This window comes from Micromonospora sp. NPDC047134 (assembly GCF_040643455.1).
In the GTDB taxonomy this organism is placed as follows: domain Bacteria; phylum Actinomycetota; class Actinomycetes; order Mycobacteriales; family Micromonosporaceae; genus Micromonospora.
Map to the genome: position 1 here is coordinate 1 of NZ_JBEYUI010000068.1, position 1,144 is coordinate 1,144.

The following is a 1,144-nucleotide window of genomic DNA, read 5'->3' on the forward strand; positions in this document are numbered from 1 at the left end:
CTAGTGTCATGCGTCAGAAATTCGCCTAATAATTGGGTGTAGGGTGGTGGGATGCCGAGGACAGGGCGTCCCATGCCGCCGCTGGTGTTGTCCGAGGAGGAACGCGCGACGTTGGTGCGCTGGTCACGGCGGGCGAAGTCTGCGCAGGTCCTCGCGATGCGCGCGAGGATCATTCTGGCGTGTTCAGACGGCGCGTCGAACACCGATGTGGCAACGGCTTTGGGTGTGCATCTGTCCACCGTGGGCAAATGGCGACGGCGGTTTCTGACCGAGCGCCTCGATGGGCTGATCGACGAGCAGCGGCCGGGCCGGCCCCCGTCGATCAGCCTGGACCAGGTCGAACAGGTGGTGGTAACCACCCTGGAACAGACGCCACGTAACGCCACCCACTGGTCCCGCACGTCGATGGCCGAGCGGTCAGGGCTGTCGAAGTCAACAATCGGCCGGATTTGGCGGGACTTTGGGCTCAAACCGCACCGAGCGGACACGTTCAAGCTGTCCACCGACCCTCAGTTCATCGAGAAGGTCGTCGACGTCGTCGGTCTTTACCACAACCCACCCGAACGGGCCGTCGTGCTGTGCGTGGACGAGAAATCCCAGATCCAGGCCCTGGACCGCTCACAGCCCGTGCTGCCGATGATGCCTGGCATGCCTGAGCGGCGCACCCACGACTACGCCCGCAACGGGATCACCAGCCTGTTCGCCGCATTCAACATCGCCGACGGAACCGTGATCAGCGAGATGCACCGCCAGCACCGCGCCACCGAGTTCAAGAAATTCCTGACCACCATCGACAGGACCGTGCCAGCCGAACTGGACGTGCACCTGATCTGCGACAACTACGGGACGCACAAGACTGCGGCCATCCGCGCCTGGCTCGCCCGACACCCGCGATTTCACATGCACTTCACCCCGACCGGATCCTCGTGGATCAACCAGGTCGAACGCTGGTTCGGCTACCTCACCGAACAGAAGATCCGCCGCGGCGCCCACAAGAGCGTCCAGAGTCTCGAGGCCGACATCCGGGCGTGGATCGCCGACTGGAACAGCAATCCACGCCCGTTCGTCTGGACCAAGACCGCCGAAGAGATCCTCGAATCACTCGCCCGATTTTGTAGGCGAATTTCTGACGCAGGACACTAGC

The 1,144-nt window shown here is 63.2% G+C and carries 1 protein-coding gene; it reads left to right on the forward strand.

Annotated elements, in window-relative coordinates:
* Positions 1–51: 51 nt before the first annotated feature.
* A complete protein-coding gene (locus ABZ795_RS28790) occupies positions 52–1,143 on the forward strand; it encodes an IS630 family transposase (protein WP_357532648.1) in 1,092 nt (363 codons plus the stop codon).
* Position 1,144 lies beyond the last annotated feature (1 nt).

Coding starts and splice junctions, on each gene's coding strand:
- ABZ795_RS28790 (WP_357532648.1), top strand. CDS start 52: ATGCCGAGGACAGGGCGTCCCATGCCGCCGCTGGTGTTGTCCGAGGAG.